The 18,465-nt window shown below is 66.9% G+C and carries 10 protein-coding genes; all 10 read right to left on the bottom strand.

Annotated features, from left to right (window positions below):
- Positions 1-68 precede the first annotated feature (68 nt).
- The 10 genes from ACLJRL_RS18325 to ACLJRL_RS18370 all read right to left on the bottom strand — a co-directional run bounded on the left by ACLJRL_RS18325 (position 69) and on the right by ACLJRL_RS18370 (position 18,144).
- Entirely contained in the window at positions 69-2,873 is a 2,805-nt protein-coding gene (locus ACLJRL_RS18325) for a beta-galactosidase (RefSeq protein WP_410657398.1), read from the bottom strand.
- Positions 2,870-5,113: an alpha-xylosidase gene (yicI, locus tag ACLJRL_RS18330; RefSeq protein WP_410657399.1), complete on the bottom strand. Its 2,244-nt coding sequence runs from the start codon at positions 5,111-5,113 to the stop codon at positions 2,870-2,872. Before yicI ends, ACLJRL_RS18325 begins: the two co-directional genes overlap by 4 nt.
- Complete coding sequence (locus ACLJRL_RS18335; protein ID WP_410657400.1) at positions 5,110-5,922, bottom strand: carbohydrate ABC transporter permease; 813 nt, start codon at positions 5,920-5,922, stop codon at positions 5,110-5,112. Before ACLJRL_RS18335 ends, yicI begins: the two co-directional genes overlap by 4 nt.
- Positions 5,919-6,803, bottom strand: coding sequence for a carbohydrate ABC transporter permease (locus ACLJRL_RS18340; protein ID WP_410657401.1), 885 nt, complete (start codon positions 6,801-6,803; stop codon positions 5,919-5,921). The genes ACLJRL_RS18335 and ACLJRL_RS18340 overlap by 4 nt, the downstream gene beginning before the upstream one ends.
- Positions 6,800-8,077 carry an ABC transporter substrate-binding protein gene (locus ACLJRL_RS18345; protein WP_410657402.1) on the bottom strand — a complete coding sequence of 426 codons (1,278 nt, stop codon included), beginning with the start codon at positions 8,075-8,077 and terminating at the stop codon, positions 6,800-6,802. Before ACLJRL_RS18345 ends, ACLJRL_RS18340 begins: the two co-directional genes overlap by 4 nt.
- A 31-nt stretch (positions 8,078-8,108) precedes the next feature.
- Positions 8,109-10,181 carry a glycoside hydrolase family 2 TIM barrel-domain containing protein gene (locus tag ACLJRL_RS18350; RefSeq protein ID WP_410657403.1) on the bottom strand — a complete coding sequence of 691 codons (2,073 nt, stop codon included), beginning with the start codon at positions 10,179-10,181 and terminating at the stop codon, positions 8,109-8,111.
- 294 nt (positions 10,182-10,475) lie between these two features.
- On the bottom strand, positions 10,476-11,756 hold the full coding sequence (locus ACLJRL_RS18355; RefSeq protein ID WP_410657404.1) for a GDSL-type esterase/lipase family protein: 1,281 nt from the start codon (positions 11,754-11,756) through the stop codon (positions 10,476-10,478).
- Positions 11,757-11,854: 98 nt separating this feature from the next.
- Positions 11,855-12,550 (bottom strand): glycoside hydrolase family 12 protein, encoded by a 696-nt coding sequence (locus ACLJRL_RS18360; RefSeq protein ID WP_410657405.1) that lies wholly within the window; start codon positions 12,548-12,550, stop codon positions 11,855-11,857.
- 155 nt (positions 12,551-12,705) lie between these two features.
- Positions 12,706-15,126: a glycosyl hydrolase family 95 catalytic domain-containing protein gene (locus ACLJRL_RS18365; protein WP_410657406.1), complete on the bottom strand. Its 2,421-nt coding sequence runs from the start codon at positions 15,124-15,126 to the stop codon at positions 12,706-12,708.
- Between the two features lie 30 nt (positions 15,127-15,156).
- Positions 15,157-18,144 carry a glycoside hydrolase family 3 C-terminal domain-containing protein gene (locus ACLJRL_RS18370; RefSeq protein WP_410657407.1) on the bottom strand — a complete coding sequence of 996 codons (2,988 nt, stop codon included), beginning with the start codon at positions 18,142-18,144 and terminating at the stop codon, positions 15,157-15,159.
- Positions 18,145-18,465: the final 321 nt, after the last annotated feature.

The raw sequence follows: 18,465 nt of genomic DNA on the forward strand, positions 1-18,465 counted from the left end.
ACGTGGCTTCCGGCTGCGGTTGCTCCGAGGGCCACGATCGTCACTCACGACCAGCGCGATCCAGCCCCCTACCGCGCCCCGCCGGTCCAGTGGTTACCCAGCTGAACGAGACTCACCGGCACCGGCGCGCCCGCCCCGCCTTCGGTCGAGACCACCGCCAGCGACAGGCTGTTCGCCTTTTTGAGCACCCCGGTCGGCAGCACGAAGTCACGTTGCGGACCGCCGTTGACGTACTGACCCATGTTCCAGCCGTTGACGAACACGAACACGCGGTACTTGCCCGCCCGCTCGCCGAACCGCAGCGCGACCGAGACGTCCTGGTTCTTGGGCACGTCCACCCGGAAGCTGGTGCGGTACCAGGAGACACCCGGTTCCGAGGTGGCAGGTGGCCGCTCCCAGCGCCCGTGACCACCACCCGGAAGATGCCAGCCCTCGCGTTCGCCGTACAAGCCGCCGGTGTTCAGCGGGCCCCGTTCGCCGCCGTCTGCCCGAGCGCCTCGGATCTTCCAAGAGATCTTCGTGTCGCCGACCGCCGCCCCGAAGAGCCCGCGTGGCTGTTTGAACCTGGTGTCGTCGGCCGTCCAGTCGTCGTTGTGCCCCATATTGGTCACGAGCACCGAGAGCCTGGCCGGCTTTCCCTTGGCCAGCAGCCCTTCCGGCACGGCGAAGTCACCGCGGCCGGGGTCGGGGTTCACCGGCGCTTCCGAATCGGCTTGCGTACCGCCGAGGGCGGACCCGAGATAGCGCCCGTTGAGCCACACCAGGTAGCTGCCGCCCCTACCCGTGATGGCGTTCAGCGACACCGTCTTCTCGCTGCCATCGGCGGTGAAGTCGCCGCGATACCAGACGTTGCCGTGGTGGTAGCCGTACTCGTCGGAATAGAGGACCGGAAAGGTCTTCGGCTTGATCGGGCTCGCTGTCGTGGTCTTGTCCGCCACGGTCCAGCCCGTGTCACCGGAGGCGGGCGGCTCGGCACGATACCGCCAGTCCGACAACTCGGGCAGCGTCACCGCACGCGGTCCCGGAAGGGCGCCCAGCAGCGACCCACTCGGTGTGCGCCGGGTCTCCACTTGCCTGCCGCCGACGACGAGCCGGCGGGCCGGAGCGAAGACCTCCACGTCACCCGGCGCGTCCGTGTCCGCCCGGAGCACGAGCTTGTCGCCCGCCAGCTTGGCCTCACGCACGACCGAGGTGCCCCGGACCAGTACCGGCCCGGCTTCAGTGTCCATCCGCCAGAATTGCGCGGCGGTCTCGTCCGTGCCGAGCAGGAGCAGCATCGGCGGCCGTCCGCCACCCGAGATGAGCACTCTGGCCAGCCCCGAGTGGGTGTAGTCGAGGCGCAGATCCTTACCGTCGAACGAGCTTCGCACGTCGCCGTCGAGCACGCGCACGCTCGGCGCCGACGCGTACCGGAGCACCGTCGATCCCTGTTCGCCTTGCCGCCCGTACAGCATCGCGACGTCGCGGCCGTCCGCGGTGACGTGGGTCAGGATCTCCGAGTTCGACCACACCAGCCGCTGCCCGCCGAGGTCGTATCCGGCGACGAGGATCTTGGCGTCCCGTCCGTCGACCCGGACCGGCACCGAGTAGTCGCCGTCCGGGGTCGACCAGTCCAAAGTGGTCGAAAGTTCCGTGGACGCGCGCCGATCCGCGTGGCGGACGAGAACGAACTGCGTACGTGTGTCCGGATTGGACCTCGCCTGGGTGAACACGGCCGGGTCGCCGGACCTCGGCGCCGCGGCCGGGTCCGTCTTCGTCAACGGCGCGACCGTGGTCATAAAGTAACCCTGACGCTTGAATTCGTCGTACTTCGTGGTCAGCGCGCGCGACTCGGTGATCGCCGCGCCGTAGTCGTAGGAGGTGTAGACGTCGTTGGGTTGCGGCAGCCAGCCCCAGGACGTGCCGCCGTACAGCATGTAGTAGCCGAACATCGTCGCGCCGCTGCCGACGGCGTTCGACTTGTAGTACACCTTCATGTAGTCCGGGCCCGTCAGCTCCCGGCACTTCTCGTAGCCCGCGTTGTTCAGGTCGATGGCGCCCGCCTGGTACTCGGCGGCGTAGACCGGGGCGTCGTCCCGTAACCGTCGCGTGACACCTTCACCCCAGGTCCCCCACGTATCCGGATCGGGACAGTTGAACGCCTGCGGATAGTCGTCCACGCCGGGGATCTGGACGGCACCTTGTCCCGAAGACCAGTTCGGCAGGTCGCCGTTGCAGCAGTTGTTGTGCACGATCGGCACGTCGATCCCGTCGGCCCTGGCCTTCTCCTGCAGCTGTTCCATGTAGAGCGGATCGACGTTGGCGCCGTACTCGTTCTCCACGTTGTACGCGATCACCGAGCCGCCACGGGTGACCTGGTGACGGACGAGAATCGGGTTGATCCGGCTGAGCCATTCCCGGTAGGCGGCGGTGTAGCCCGGGTCGCTCGACCTCGCGCGCCCGTCGACCGTCTTGAGCCACGCGGGAAAGCCGCCCCCGGTGGTCTCGGCGTTGATGTAGGGGCCGGGCCGGGCGATCACGTAGAGCCCGAGCTCCTCGGTCATCTTCAGCAGCCGTTCCACGTCCCGCACTCCGCTGAAGTCGTACACACCGGGCGCCGGAGAGTGGTAGCCCCAGTGGAAGTACAGCGAGACACCGGTGAACCCGGCCGCCCGGATCTTCTCCAGCACGTCCCGCCAAAGCTCCGGGCTGGGCAGCCTGAAGTAGTGGAACTCGCCGGACCACAGCATGATCCGGCGGCCGTCGACGGTGAGCGAGTACTTGTCGTAACCGACCTGGTGTTCACGCGCCTGCACGACCGGCGACGCGCTCACCGACGGAGCGGGTGCGACGACCAGTCCCAGCAGCATCAAGAAAGCCGCGAAGATCCTCATTGGACGCCTTCGATCGTCAACGCGGTTCCCGTGGCCACGATCGGGTCGTCACCCTCAGGGAAGGCCACCTGCCAGGTTCGGGGCGCGGACTCGGCGTCGACGTGGACGCTGTCGCCCTCCCTGCGGGTGTGGAACGTCGAATCGCCGACGGTGGTGGTGATCCGGGCGCCGTCCTCCAGCCGGTACAGCCGAAGGGTGGCCCCTTCGGCGTAGTCGTAATCCGGCCGGTCGTCGACGGCACCCAGCGGCAGGACGGTGTTGGGCCGCACGAGCAGCGGAACGGTCAGCATGTCGCAGACCGTGGTCACCCATCGGGGCCCTTGGATCTCTTCGCCGGTGAAGTAGTCGGTCCAGAGGCCGTCCGGAACGTAGTAGGTCACTTCGCCTTCGTCCGAGAACACCGGAGCCACCAGGAGGGAGTCACCGAGCATGTACTGCCGCTCCAGGTGGGCGCACGCCGGATCGGTGGGGAATTCCAGCGCCATCGCCCGCATCATCGGGATGCCCTCGGCCGACGCCTGTTTCGCCGCGTGCCACAGGTAGGGCATCAGCCGTGCCTTGAGTTTGGAGAACACCCGCAGGACGTCGACGGCCTCCTCGTCGAACAGCCACGGCACCCGGTAGGACGAACTGCCGTGCAACCTGCTGTGCGAAGACAGCATCCCGAACGCGATCCAGCGTTTGAACAGGGCCGGATCCGGGGTTCCTTCGAAGCCGCCGATATCGTGGCTCCAGTACCCGAAACCGGACAGGCCGAGGGAAAGTCCGCCGCGCAGGCTCTCGGCCATCGACTCGTAGGTCGACTCGCAGTCACCGCCCCAGTGCACCGGGAACTGCTGCGATCCCGCGGTGGCCGAGCGGGCGAACACCACCGCCTCACCTTCACCGCGGTGTTCACGGAGCACATCGAAGACGGTCCTGTTGTACAAGTACGTGTAGTAGTTGTGCATCCGCTCGGGATCTGATCCGTCGAAGTAGACGACGTCCGTCGGGACCCGCTCGCCGAAGTCGGTCTTGAAGCAGTCCACACCCTGGTCGAGCAGGGCGGCCAGCTTGCCCGCGTACCACTCCCGCGCGGCGGGGTTGGTGAAGTCGACCAGCGCCATCCCCGGCTGCCACAGATCCCACTGCCACACGTCACCGTTCGGTTTCCGCAGCAGATAGCCGCCGGTGACTCCCTCGGCGAACAACGGGGACCGTTGCGCCACATACGGATTGATCCACACCGAGATCCGCAGGTCCCGTGCTTTCAGGCGTTCGAGCATGCCGACGGGGTCCGGGAAGGTACGCGGGTCCCATTCGAAGTCGCACCAGTTGAACTCGCGCATCCAGAAGCAGTCGAAATGGAACACGCTCAGCGGCAGGTCGCGGTCGATCATGCCGTCGACGAAGCCGGAGACGGTCTCCTCGTCGTAGGAGGTGGTGAACGACGTCGACAGCCACAGCCCGAAAGACCACGCGGGCGGGAGCGCCGGTCTGCCGGTCAGCGCCGTGTACTTGCGCAGGATCTCCTTCGGGCTCGGACCGTAGATGACGAAGTACTCGAGTGACTGCCCTTCGACGCTGAACTGCACCCGGGACACCGACTCCGAGGCGACCTCGAAGGACACGTGCCCCGGATGGTTGACGAACACGCCGTAACCGGCGTTGGTCAGGTAGAACGGGACGTTCTTGTAGGCCTGCTCGCTGCTCGTGCCCGCGTCGGCGTTCCAGATGTCGACGACCTGGCCGTTGCGCACCAGGGGCCCGAACCGCTCGCCGAGTCCGTATACCTGGACCCCGACGCCGAGGTCCAGCTGGTCACGGACATGGTGCGTGCCGTCGAGACTCATGAAGCCCATCCCCTTGGCCCCGCTGGTGGTGAGCACCTTGTCGCCCGCGACGAAGTCGACCTTCCACCCCTCACCGCGGTGCAGCCGGACCGACAACCCGCCGGAGGTGAGCGTGCGGCCGTCCTCGGAGACCTTCGCCTCTTCATCGACGGCCGACAGTTCGAAGCGGGGCTCCTCCGGCAACCCGCCCTCGAAATGCGTGACGCTCACCCCGATCACGTCCGGCATCGGCGAAGAGAACTTCACCGTCGCCACCGGCCCCTTCAACAGGTCGCCCCGATGGCGGATGCGATGGGTCGGCGCGTGCACGACGATCCTGCCGTCTTCCGTGGTGAGGTCGTACACCTCGACCGGATGCGCCGCCTGCACTCCGTCGCGCAGCAGCCAGTACCCGTTGCTGAACTTCATTTGACCGCCCCTGCCGTGATGCCACGTGTCAACGTCCGCTGGAAGATCAGGAAGAAGGCGATCGCCGGAATGACCCCGAGCAACGCCGAGGCACTGGTCATGGTCGCGTCCATCATCCGCTGGCCCTGCAGCACACCCAGTGCGACCGGAACGGTCTGGGTGTCGTTGGAGATCAGCAGGATCAAGGGCAGGAAGAACTCGTTCCACGTCCAGATGAAGAAGAACACGAACAGCACGCCGAGCGTCGGCTTGCTGATCGGCACCACGATCCGCACCAGGGTCTGCCACTTGTTCGCACCGTCGAGATACGCCGCTTCCAGCAGCTCGGTCGGGAATCCGACGTAAGTGGAGGACAGCAGATAAGTGCCGAACGCGGCCTGGATGATCGTGAAGATGATGATCACGGACAGCTGCGTGTCGTAGAGACCGGTCTCGTTGGCCAGGAAGTACAGCGGGTAGGCCAGCGCCTCCTGCGGCAACGTGTTCGCGATGAGGAACGCGACCAGGATCCACGCCCGGCCGCGGACCCTGCCGATGCCCAGCGCGTAGGCGTTCAGCACCGAGATCACCACGGCGAGCACCGCGACCGACACGCTGATCACGACGCTGTTGAGCAGCTTCTGCCCGAAGTCGACCCGGACCCAGAAGTCGATCAGTCCTTGCAGGTACACACCGTCCGGAAAGGACAGTGGGCCGTCCGACGCGTATTCCGACGGGGACTTCAGCGCGTTCAACGCCACGATCAGGAACGGCGCCAGCATCACGACCGCGAGGATGATCAACGACCAGAGCGTCACATGTCGTTTCACGCGCGCTCACCCCGGTTCTGTACGCGGAGGAACACCGTGGTGAGGACGAGGATCAGGACCGTGAGCACGGTCGCGATCGCCGCGCCGTAGCCGACCTGGGTCTTCTCGAAGAAGTTCTGGAACGAGTAGTACGAAGGCACGTTGGTCGAACCTCCTGGTCCGCCCCTGGTCAGTACGTAGATCGGCCCGAACACCTTCAGCGCGGCGATGGTGCAGGTCAGCAGGACCACGAAGACCTCCGGTCGCAGCTGCGGGACGGTCACATGCCAGAACCGGCCCCACCAGCCCGCCCCGTCCAGCTCGGCCGCCTCCTGCAGCGAGGGATCCGCGCGCTGCATCCCGGCCATGAAGATCACCACCGGATAGCCGACCTGGATCCACACCATCACGCCCATCACGCTCCACAGCGCGACGTCCGGGTCGCCGAGCCAGTTCTGGCCGAGCGAGCCGAGTCCGACAGCGGAGAGGAGTTCGTTCACCGCGCCCTCGGGCGCCAGTATCCAGCTCCACACGACGCCGGCGACCGCGATCGGCAGCACCTGTGGCAGGTAGACGCAGGCCCGCAGCACACTGGCCGCCCGCGTCCCGAACCGCTTGGCCACGAAGTCGAACAGCGCGGCCGCGATGACCAGCCCCGCCACCGTCGGCACGATGGCCATCGCCACCACGAGCCCTAGGTTGTGGCGGAACGACGCCCAGAAGATGTCGTCCGCGAACAACCGCCGGTAGTTGTCCAGTCCTGTCCACTTCGGATCGCCGGCGCCGGACCACTGGGTGAAGCTGATGCCGATGTTCATCGCGAACGGCACCAGGATCACCGAGATCAGCAGCAGCGCGCCGGGGACCAGGAAGAGCAGATAAGTTCCTCGTCCTCTGGTCATTTCCCGACGTTCGCCAGATTCTCCTCGTAGGGCTTGGCGAGCTCGTCGAGCACCTGTGCCGGCGGCGCGCTGGAAGTGATGAGCTTCTGCGCGGCCGAAACATGGACGTCGTAGTACCCGGGAGCGGGCCAGTCCGGATAGAACGCCAGCTTGTCCTGAGTGGACAGTTGCGTGAAGTCCTCGACCAGGTCCTTGAGCCGAGGGTCGGCGGGCGGTGCCGGACTGTTCACCACCGGGACACCGCCGGCCTCACGCAGCTTGTCCTGAATGGGCTGGGACATCGTGATCGCGATGAAGTCCAGTGCGAGATCCCGGTTCTTCGACCCCTTCGGGATGACCCACATGTTGCCCGCGGAACCCGAGGTCATCCCCGGCCACGGAACCGAACCCCACTGGAAGTCCTTGATGCCCTTGACCAGCCTGCCGTACCACCAGCTGCCGCTGATCATGATCGGGGACTTGCCCTGCATGAACGACAGGCCCATACCCTCGGCGTCCACCCCCGCCGAATCCTTGCTGATGTAGCCCTTCTTCACCCAGTCGGCGAACGTCGTCGCGCCGTAGGTCCACGCGGCGTCGTGGAAGTCCACCTTGCCGGTGTAGCGCTGGTAGCGATCCACCCAGCCGCGGTCGGCCTTGGTGAGCGCGAGCTGGTACAGAACCTGGTGCGCCGGGTACTCCGACCCGCCGACGGCCAGTGGTGTGACACCGGCGGCGGCGAACTTGTCCATGGCCGCGGTCAGCTGCTCGATCGTGGCAGGCACCTCGAGGCCCTGCTGCGCGAACATGTCCTTGTTGTAGAAGATCTTCACGTACTCGGCGTAGTTCGGGACCCCGTACCAGTTCCCGGCCCCCATCACGCCGTTCTCGTCGTACCGAGCGGTGGTCTGGAGCGCCGGGGTGAGCTGCTTGTCCCAGCCGCGCTTGGTCACTTCCTCGCTGAGGTCGGTCAGCAGTCCCTGCTTGGACAACAGGCCCGCGGTGGCGTTCCCCTTGTTGTACTCCAGGATGTCCGGCGCGTCGCTCGAGTTCAGCACCATCGGCGCCGTCTTCTGGATCTGCTCGAAACCCTTCTCCTCGAAGACGACCTTGACACCGGGGTGGCTCGCTTCGAACTGCTTGATCGCCTCGGCCCAGGCCACGCCCATCGCACTGTCCGGCGCCTCGTAGTGCCACAGCTTCAGTGTTTTCGCATCGTCACTGCCGGAGCCGGATCCGCAGCCTGCGATGGCCAGCATGGCGACCATCGCGCCGGCCAGTAGTCGCTTGGACATCAAGGGTTTCCTCCACAAGAATCGATGATCGTCAGCCCGTGAGGGTCCACGTGGCCTGGTCGGTGTGCATACGGCCGTCCTTGACTCCGGACACCGTGACCACGTTGGGTCCGGGGTTCAGGGAGACTTCCGGCCAGACGACGGCCCGGTCGGCGCCACTGCGCGCGGCGCCGATCTGCCTGCCGTTGACGTGCAGGGTGACGGTGTCGGCGTTGGTGTACGCCTTGACGTCGGTCACCGAAGCGGTTCGACTGGTCCAGCGACCGCTGGTGAGATGGACGACCGGGGTACTGGTCCAGTTCGCCTGGTACCAGTAGTAGGCGTCCTTGCGGATCCGGCGGTCCCCGGTCACCAGGCCCTTGTCGTTGCGGCCGTAGGTGTCGCCTTCACTGCGCCCGTCGGAGGCGAAGTCGAACATCACCCAGACGAACCCACCCCACAGGTACGGACGGCTCTCGATGGCGCGCCAGTAGTCCTCATGGAATTTCGACTGGTACTCCTCGGGATGCCAGTCCGAATCCGGCACCGGCCTGGCAGGCCGCTCCGCATGCTGGTGGACGCTCGCCCCCGCGCCGTACTCGCTCATGCCGATCTTGCGCCGCGGATCGGCGGCGTGCAGTTCGTCGGCCCACTTCCCGAAGTCCGCGGTCGAGTCGGTGTACCAGCCGAAGTACTTGTTGTAGCCGCTGATCTCCGCGTGCGAGTTCAGGACGCCGCGGTCCCACACACAGCAGCTCGCATACGCGGTCATCCCACCCGGCCGCTCGGCCGTGACCTGCCGGGTCAACGCGGCGACGAGCTCGTTGACCTGGGGTGTGTCGTTCCACAATTCGTTGCCCAGCCCCCAGAACACCACCGACGGATGGTTGAAGTTCTGCCGCACGAGCTCGCTCGTCTGCTGTTCGGTGACGGTCCGGAACTCGGGGGACGCGTCCGTGAGGTTGACCAGCGGGATCTCGGTCCACACGAGGAACCCGTACCGGTCGGCGAGCTCGTAGAACCCCGGCCCGTGCTGGTAGTGCGCGGTCCGCACCGCGTTAACGCCCATTTCGGCCATCAGCCGGAAGTCCTCCGCCAGTTCGGACGGCGAGATCGCGAACCCCTTGCCGATCCGGTCCTGGTGCAGGTTCACGCCTTGAACGCGCACGTGGTCTCCGTTGAGACGTAAGCCTTCGGCCGGATCCACGGCCACGGTCCGGACACCGAGCGGCTCGGTCACCGTATCCATGATCCGCCCTGTGCGCGGGTCGAGGACGTCGACGACGACCTGATAGGTGAACGGGTCCGCGCGTCCTGCCCAGAGCCGTGGCCGGTCGATGACGAGCGTCTGCGTGACCGAGGTCCCCGCCGCGCGCACTCCCGTCGTTCCCTGTGCGACGGGAGTGCCCCTCTCCCCGGTGATCCGCGTCCGCACCTTCGCGGTCCCGCCGGCGAGTTTGGTGGTCACCTCGATCGACGCGCGGCGCTCAGCCACGACGCGCTGTCGCAAATAGACACCCGGGCCCCCGAAGTCGAGCATGTCGACGTGCACCCGGTCGGTCACGACCAGGCTGACGTCGCGATACAGCCCGCCGCCCATCGTGAAGTCGCCCGACAACGGCGCGACCGCGGAATCCGCCGCGTTGCTGACGCTGACCGCGATCAGGTTGTCCCGGCCCGGCCGCAGCACGGAGGTCGCGTCGAACCGGAACCGGGCATAGCCACCCTTGTGCTCACCCAGGCGTACGCCGTTGACCCATACCACCGTGGTGGTGTTCGCACCGTCGAACTGCAGCCAGAGCTTTCTGCCTGCCGAGCGCGGCGGCACCACGAGCGAGCGGCGATACCAGCCGACCCCGCGGTAGTAGTCACCGCCGCCGTCCTGTCCGTCTTCGGCGTTCCAGGTATGCGGCACCGTCACCCGCGCCCAGGCCGAGTCGTCGAATCCGGGGCCCGCCGCACCGGGTGCGTCCCAGCGGAGGAAGCGCCAGTCCCGATTGAGGTCCACGGTCTGACGGCCCGAAGCCGCCGGAACAGCCGACGCGGCCACGAAGGTGTCACCCAAGAGGAGGAAGAACACCACGAAGACCGAAACCGCCGTTGTGCGGCGATGTCCGTTGGCCATTGCGGCCTCCCTCGGCATCCACGGTGATCCAAGCTGTCGAAGCGCTTCGACAATACGATAGGACCATGCGGGCGCTCAGCACAATGTCTTGACCTGCGGCGGCCGCACCTTTAAAGTCGAGCCCTTTTGCGCCGGGCGGGTGCAGAAGTGGCGGGACCGGGTGGTCGTGAGTGGCGATTGCGCATGACCGACCAGCGGGTTGTTGCGCGGCTCCGGAGCCGGAGGTACTGACGCTGTCCGCACCGTCGGCCCGGTGAAGTGACGACGGCCGGTTCATGCCTCAGGTGTGGTCCACTACCCGGCGAGGCGATGGCCCGGGGCCGGCGTGAGCGCGGCGGGCGCGGGCAGGCCGAACACCGACAGGTCGATCGACTCGCCGAGGACGCGGTCACCCGCGGCATTGGGGTGGTAGCAGTCGTTCCGCCACGCCTGACGGATCACCGTCGGGTCAGCGGGATCACGCATCACCGCGTCGAAGTCCAGCACCGAGTCGAACGTCCCGGACGTGCGGATCCACTTGTTGACCGCGAGCCGCGCCTGTTCCTTCGGGCCGCCCGCCGCGTTGCACATCGGCAGAATGGTGGCACCGATCATCTTCGGCCCGGCGGCGTGCACCCTCGCCGCGATGGTTCGCATGGCGTCGATGACCTGGGCCGCCGGCGCCGGCGGCGCGTGGTCGCCACCGCCGATGTCGTTGGTGCCTTCCAGGAGCAACACGTGGCTCACCCCGGGCAGCGAAAGCACGTCACGGTCGAGCCGCGACGGGGCGGGCGGGCCGCAGCACTGATTGGTCGGGTCGTACGGGTTCGGCTGGACGCTGACCGTGTTGCCGCTGATCCCCGCGTTCGCCACCGAGAGCCGTTGTCCCGGTGGCAGTTTCCCGATCCGCGCCGCCAGAACGTCGGTCCAGCGCGGGCCGCCGCCGAAGGCGTTGTAGCCGTCGGTGATCGAATCGCCGAGTGCCACGATGGTGCCGCGCGCGGCGGAGACGGCACTGACGGCGTCCACCCACCACAGGTTGCCTGGCGAGAAGGCGCCGTAGGCGGTCCCCGACTCGTCCGATCCGGCATCACCGGGCGCGGCCGACAGGAAGGATCCGGGGGTGTCGGTCTCCGGCGGCGGGAAGGTGTGGTCGTTGATCGGCGAACCCGGCGCGTACACACTCACCGCGACGTGATCGCCGGACCGCACGGTCAGCGGCAGCGGGTCGCTCCAGACACTGCCACCCGGCGGCACCGTCACCGTCCGCCTGAGGCCGAACGTCACACGGCGGTTCGATCCGGGTACCAGCTTGGGTGAATTCGTTTCGGGCTGTAACCCGACCCACGCCGACCGCACGACCAGCGGGGTGCCGCCGAACGGGTTGCCGAGCCGGATCCGCAGTGCCGCCCCGTTCGCGGTGACGGTGAGGACATTGCGGATCGTGGCGTCGGGTGCCGTGCCGTGGACTCCCTGGAGGGACGACTCGGTCACCGTGACCGAACGCGGCCAGGCGCCATCCGGTGGCGCGGCTTCCGCCGTCGCCGGAGTCAGCACCGACGCGGCGATGGCGAGAACAGCGACTGTTCGACGCATTCGCATGGAGACACTCCCAGGCCGACGACACAGATCGTGCGGGGTGGTACCTGACGGGCATCGGGCGCCGTGCGCGGCCGATGCCCGCCAGGAGCCGATCAGGACGAGGAAACGGAATAGCTGTTCGAGGTGAAGTTCATCCCGCCGCTGGACGAGGTGATCTCGAAGCCGAACTGGACTTCACCGATCGTCACATCGCCGTACCAGCCGCGATTCTTGATCCAGTTCATGACGGCCAGCACGTCTACGGAACCCGCGTTCGTGTTGGATGTCCGCACAAAGGAGAACACTTCGTTGTGGCCGTTGCTCCCCCGGTAGACGTCCCACGTGTGGCCGCCGACCGATGCCGTCGCTTGCTTCGACCCGATAGCGCCCACCGCGCCCTGCTTGTTCATCCAGAGCATGATCTCGTAGGCGTTGTTGTTCGCCCAGATGTCATACGCCGTCGCGTAGGCACCGCTTCCCGGCCTGGACACGTTGAAACTGCTGGAAAGGCTCCGCAGCCCGCTCAACTTGCGGCCGACGTTCTTCGCCGAATGCGGATAAGACTTCACGCCACCGGTGTTCGGATGGTTCGCCCAGACACCGAAGTTGCTGTAGGAGTTCGCCCAGATCGACTGCGGGCCGGCACCGCCGCCCCAGATGTTGTTGCGAACGGTGTAACCGCCATTGGACCAGGTCGCCCACTTGTCCGAGGAACTCCAGGTGGCGGCCTGCGCCGTTCCTCCTATCACCAGAGTGGCGACCAACGCCATAACGATACTGCTCATCAAGGATCGTGCTGGACTACGCATGGCCGGTTTCCTTCCGTGCACCATTGCGCGGATATCGGTGAAATACGCGCCGACTTTCGAAGCGCTTCGATAAAGTGTCGCAGTAACCGGACTGAATGGTCAAGAGCTTCCTGGTGCCCGCGGGTGCCGCAGGGCGTGCGGCGAGATTCAAGGGCTCATCCCCTCACGAGATAAGCGCCGCCCGGCCGAGTGTCCAGCCGGATGGTGTCGGTTCCGGTCCGCGTCCACCGCACCAGCTTGCCCGTATGCGCGTCGAGGACCCGGAACGACATCTTGAGCAGGTCGTTCTTCACCGAAACCCGGCCACCCCGGTCGCTGCACAGCCGAAGCTCGACGGCCTGACCGGCCCGCCAAGTGGCGCCCACGGTGAACGCGCCGCGCGCCCGCAGCCCGTTCACCTGCCCGGAAGGCCATGCCGACGGCAGCGCCGGGAGCAGGTGCACCGTTCCGGTCTGGCTCTGCACCAGCATTTCGGCGACCGCGGCGGTGGCGCCGAAATTGCCGTCGATCTGGAAAGGCGGATGGTTGTCCCACAAATTCGGCAACGTCTGGAAACGCAATTGATCACGGAAGGCCGCGAACGCCGATTCGCCCTTCAGCAGCCGAGCCCAGAAATTGGCCTTCCACGCCCGGCTCCAGCCGGGTGCCCCCGCACTTCCGCCTCCTTCACGGGCGGTCAGCGATTTCTCGGCGGCCGCGGCGATGTCCGGCGTCGTGAGCGGTGAAATCTGCCTGCCCGGATGCAATCCGTAGAGATGCGACACGTGCCGGTGGGTGTCCGCAGGATCGTCGAGATCCTCTTTCCATTCCTGCAGCTGTCCCCACGATCCGACGCGCAAGCCCGCGTCCAGTTTCGCCCGTGCCACGGCGACCCGGCCACGGAAGGCCTGATCGCCACCGAGTACCCCGCCCGCGTCCAGCACATTGGTGAACAGGTCCCACACGACCTGCTGCGACATCGCCGCTCCGGCGGTGTACGGGCCGTGCTCGGGTGAATAGGACGGAACGGCCACGAGTTTCCCGTCCCGGGGATCGGCCACCAGCGCGTCCAGCCAGAACTGCGCCGCGTCACGCAGGATCGGATAGGCCTTCTCGCGCAGGAAGCCGCGGTCCTGCGTGAACTCGTAGTGTTCCCAGAGGTGTCGTGACAACCAGGCCGCGGATTCGGGGAACCAGAACGCGGTCGGCCAGTCGTGGACGCCCGTGTAGTCGAAGGTGTTGGTTTCGTTGTGCAGCACGAAACCGCCGGCACCGAACATGGTCTTGGCGGTATCCCTGCCACGCGGCCGAAGCCGGTCGATGAAATCGAAAAGCGGCGGTGTGGTCTCGCCGAGGTTGGCGACTTCGGCCGGCCAGTAGTTCATCTGCAGATTGATGTTGACGTGGTAGTCGGACGACCACGGCGCCGACGAGTGCGGGTTCCAGACACCCTGCAGGTTCGCCGGAAGCGAACCTGGTCGCGAGGAGCTGACCAGCAGATATCTGCCGTAGTTGAAGAACAGCGCCTCCAGCGCCCGGTCCGCCGCGCCCGGCCCTCCGGTGTAGGCGGCGAGGAGCTTGTCGGTCGGCACCCCGGGCACCTGCTGACCGATGTCGAGTGTTACCCGGTCGTACAGCGCGCGATAGTCGCGCTCATGCCGGGCGCGCAGGTCGTCGAACGATCTCCGCGCCGCGGAATCGACCGTCGAGCCGACTCGCTGATGCGGAGGCCTGCCGACGTAGTCCGGGTAGCGGTGGACGTAGTCGGTGCCCGCGGCCAGTACCAGCGTCACCGAGTCGGCACCGGAAACCGCGACGCCGGCGGCGGAATCGGTCCGGCTCCCGCCCTGGTTCCGCACGAGCAGCTGCGCCTCGAGCGCCATGCCGTTGTCCGCCAGCTTGCCCGCCAGCGTCAACCGGCCGTCGGAGACGGACACGGTCGACTTCTCGTGTGGCGAGGTGAGCCTCGTGGTGAACGACACCGCGCCCGGACGATCCGCGCTCACCCGGACGACGATCACGCCGTCCGGGTGACTCGCGAACGACTCCCGCGTGTAGCGCACCCCGTCGGCCACGTAGCCGACCCGGCTCAGCGCCCGGGAGATGTCCAGCTCCCTGCGGTAGTCCTTGACCTCGGCCGGTTCGGCTCCGTCCAGGTAGACATCGCCGAAGCTCTGGTAGCTGCCGTACCCCCGTTTGGGCTGTCCCAGCAACGCGGCCATCGCTTCGGGCTCCTGCGGTCCCTTTTCCAGGATCGCCTTCCGCGCCTCGGCCAGCGCGGTGGGCCGCGGCGACTCCCAGTTGCCGCCCGTGTAGGCAGGGTCGGCGCCGGGGCCGCCGGACCACAGCGACTTCTCGTTGAACTGCAGGTGCTCCCGCGCTACGCCGCCGTAGACGGTGGCGCCGAGCGCGCCGTTGCCGATGGGCAGGGTCTGGCTTTCCCACTCGGTGGCGGGCTGGTCGTACCAGAGCACCTGCCGTTCCCGGGCCGGAGGCGTGCCGCAAGCCGGAGTTCCCGGCAGGGCTTGCGCGGGCAGCGGCGCGAGTACGCCGGCCAGCAAGGCGCCGACGAGCAGCCGGAATCGGACACTCACCACGGCACGCCTCCTTCTTTCACTTCGGGACCGCTACCGCAGGGAGAACGTGCTGATTCTCGAATCGGACGTGAAGACGAGGTAGACGTCATGCCGCCCGTGCAGCCCGGACACCGTCGCGGAGGTGGTCGAGTACTTGTACTTGTCGCCGGTGCTGGTGATCTGCGCGGTGCCCGCCAGTCTGCCGCGCGGGCCGCCGAGCCGGATCTCCACAGTGGCCGTTCCCGGTTGGACGCGAGCCGTCTTGGCCGTGAAGGTCTTCGCCCCGGAACGGAAGTCCACGTCGCTGAAGCGCAGCCAGTCTCCCGCGTTGACACCGACCGCGTCACCGCGGACCTTGCTTTCGTCGACCAGTTCGACGCCCGAGTAGTCGTCGAAGTCGATCGCCCTGGTGTCCTTGGTCAAATCGCGCGGCGGGATCTGCTCGCCGCGTACGGGGAGCACCGACCGCTGCCGGATGTCGGAAGCGGACGCACCGACCATCACTTCGTGGACGGACGACTCCAGCACCCACTTGCCCCGGGTGACGTCCCAATGCCGGAGGTCGGGCACCGACAGGTGCACCGCCTTCGTCTGCCCCGGCTCGAGGTTCACCCGCTCGAAGTCACGGAGCTGCTGGTTCGGCTGCTTGTCCCGGGAGACGAGCTGGTGGGTGTAGAGCTGCACCACCTCGTCACCGGCACGTTTCCCGGTGTTGGTCACCTTCACCGTGGCCTCGAACGTCCCTTGTGGACCCGGCTTGCCCACCCGCAGATCGCTGTAGCGGAAGTTCGTGTAGGACAGGCCGTGCCCGAAGGCGTACAACGGATCGCCGTCGAAGTACTGGTAGGTGCGGTCGCGTTTGATGATGTCGTAGTCGAGGATGTCCGGGACGTCGGCGTCCGACCGGTACCAGGTCTGGGTGACGCGGCCCGCCGGGTTCACGTCGCCGTACAACACATCGGCGAGCGCGTTGCCGGTCTCCTGACCGGCGTGCGAGGTCCACAGGATCGCCGGGATGTTCTCCTGTTCCCAGTTCACCGTCGTGGGATAGCTGTTCTCCACCACCACGACGGTGTTCGGGTTCGCCTTCCGCACGGCCTTGATCAGCTCGCTCTGGCTCTCGGCCAGCGCCATCGTGGTGCGGTCGTGATCCTCCCGGCCGTTGATGAACGGCATGCTGCCCACGACGACGACCGCCGTCTCGGCCGATCGCGCCGCACTCACCGCACTGTCGATACCCGAAGTGAGCTGTTCCTTGCGGAACTTCGTCGCTCCGGCGGCGTTCGGCGAGCCCAAGGTCAGCGTGCCGTCGGCGGCGACGGTGAGGTAGCTGTTCGGCCCGTCCCAATCGTTCGGGATCTCGTAGCCGGCGTACCTGAGCACGACCGTGCCGTCACCCGCGTCCTCCAGCTTGAACTGCTGGTGGACGAACCAGTCTCGCGGCTGCGGCGCCTGGTTGACGAACGGGCTCGTGGCGTCGCCGAGGTTCTGTCGCTCGACATACTTCCCGTTGGCCACGCTGCGCAGGGTCAGCACGCCGTCGCCCCACTCGAAGGCGTCGAACTGTTCCGTGGCCCCGACACTGGTGGCGCCGGCCTTGAGCACCGCGCCCGCGTCACCCGCCCCGCCGCCGAGGTACCTACCGGTGGAGGCTTCGCGCAGGGCGATCCGGTCGACGGCCTCGGTGTCGGTGACCTTGGCGCCGCCGCCCAGCCGCGCTTTGATCCCGTCCACCGGGGTCACCTTGTACGGCAGCCCGCCGGAGTACCAGTCGGTGTACAGGGTCTTCTCCAACGGCCCGATCACCGCGACACCGCGCTTCGGGTCCAACGGCAGGGCGCCACGGTCGTTCTTCAGCAGCACCATGGCATCGGCCGCCGACTTACGGGCGAGCTGCCGGTGTGCCGGGCTGTTCACCACGTCCTTGCCGATCTTGGCGTACGGGCCGCCGTCCGGATCGAAGTCGCCGAGCCGGAAGCGGACACTCAGGACGTGCTTCACCGCCTTGTCGATGTCGGCCTCGGCGAGCAGCCCCTTGGCCAGCGCGGAATTGATGATCCCGATGGTGGGCGCGGAGTTCTGGTTGTCCACGGTGAAGCTGTCGAGGCCGGCCTTGATCGTGGCGGCGAAGCCTTCTTCGTTGGTCTTGAAGTACTGCTCGGAGCCGGTCAGGTTGTACGGCGCGGACGCGTCGCTGACGTTGTAGAGCGTCTTGTCGGTCCAGGTCCGCACGACGTCGTTGAGATCGGGGTTGACCGTCGCCGGCCGCCCGTTGACGAGGTTGTACGACCCCATCACGCCGGTCGCGGCGTCGGCCTTGATCACCGGCTTGTACGCCTGCTCCTCGTACTCACGGAGCACCCGTGGGCGCAGGTTGGACGACGTGGTGTCACGCCGGATCTCGTTGTTGTTCGCCAGATAGTGCTTCAGCACCGGAGCGGTCTTGAGGTACTGGGGATGTTCACCCGCCATGCCCTTGCCGTACGCCGTCGCGATGGCGCCGGTCAGCAAGGGGTCCTCGGAGTAGCCCTCCTCATTGCGCCCCCAGCGCGGGTCACGCAGGGGGTTCACCACCGGCGCCCACAACTGGAGTCCCCAGAATCCGGGGTCCTGCGAGTGGTAGCCGCGTGCCTCGTCACCGACGACCGCGCCGACCCGTTTGATCAACGCCGGATCCCAGGTGGAGGCCAGCCCGATCGCCTGCGGGAAGACCGTGGCGTTCGCGGTCACGACGTTGCCGTTCGTCCGCTCCGTCGTCCAGGCGAGACCGTGGAGCGCTTCGGTTCCCGTTTTGAATTCGGGGACACCCAGTCGCGGGATCGCCGGCTGGAACTGGTGCAGCAACGACACCTTCTCCGCCAGGGTCAGCCGCTTCACCAGGTCGTCCACCCTGGTGTTCAACGGCAGCGCGGGGTCACGGAACGGGTAGTCGTCCAGTTCGTTCGCGATCGAGGGTGAGGCGAGGCCCATGGTGAGGGCGACCGCCATCGCGAACATTCCCGTCCTGCGTAGGCGGGTGAAGAGAGCTGCTCTGCTCATGGGGACTCCATCGCGGGGAAATCGAAGCGCTTCGACGAATGGCCGGGGACTCATCCTGGCGATTTTGGGGCGGTGGGATCAATCGGCGATCGAAGGAAGGGAACCGGTTGTCGAAAACGATTCGGTCCTGTGTCACGGCGATGCTAGCGGACGTCTCACGGTGAGACAATGGCCCGTCTTCCGCCCCGCACGAAGTCGCCGATGGTCCGAACGGGCTTTCGTCGCCCGATGGGAAACCGCTTTCCCATCGGACGCCAACCGGGCATCCGCCAGCGCCGCGGTGGGCGCGGGGACGGCCGCCCGTCCTCTGGCGGCACTGAA

Source organism: Amycolatopsis sp. lyj-112 (assembly GCF_046549055.1).
Classification (GTDB): Bacteria; Actinomycetota; Actinomycetes; order Mycobacteriales; family Pseudonocardiaceae; genus Amycolatopsis.